The organism is Bartonella sp. AA81SXKL, assembly GCF_042196945.1.
Taxonomy (GTDB): domain Bacteria; phylum Pseudomonadota; class Alphaproteobacteria; order Rhizobiales; family Rhizobiaceae; genus Bartonella.
The window spans coordinates 1-584 of record NZ_JBHIRH010000372.1; the positions used below are offsets into that span (position 1 = coordinate 1).

1 protein-coding gene is annotated in these 584 nt (G+C 39.6%); it reads right to left on the reverse strand.

All coding sequences use genetic code 11. The annotated features are described in order from the left end of the window. Window positions 1–583 (reverse strand): cell division protein FtsX (locus tag ACFINZ_RS11745; protein ID WP_375701615.1); only part of this gene is annotated, 583 nt, incomplete at its 3' end. Between the last annotated feature and the right edge of the window lies 1 nt (window position 584).

A 584-nucleotide genomic window follows, 5' to 3' on the forward strand; every position in this document is an offset into this window, starting at 1 on the left:
CTAGCGCATTGCGTGTGGCAAAAATAATCGTCAATACTAGTGAGCCTAGAACCAGTGTTAAAATTGACAAGCCAATGAAAACAGTTGTTTGTGCCATTCTTGAAAAACGTTTCACCCAAACACGGTGATCATCAAACTGGCCTCCTGGAATTTGCGTTTTGATTGCTTGATTGATAGCACGAAAGTTGATCTCTTCCTCTTCTTTCAGTGTTACGATGATAAGGCGAGGAAGGGGCAATTCATTCAAGTTTAATCCCGTGCCAAGCCATGGTTCGAGCAATTTTTCTGTCGCTTTTTGGTCAACAATTGTGGCATCTTGTACACCATGAAATGTTTTAACCAATTTTACTGCATCACGAAGTGCTTTTTCCGTATCAACATTTTCAATGGGGCGTATTTGAATCGTTGCTTCATAGCTAATTTGGTTACTCCAACTATGAGAAGCACGTTGCACAAAATCAACACTGATTAATGTGAGACTTGAGAGAAATGTCATAATAGCAATCACGGCAACCAATGCTTTTCCAGAAATGTTATCGCTGGGAATAATAGCCGTTGAGGTTTGGTTATTGCTTGTAAAAATT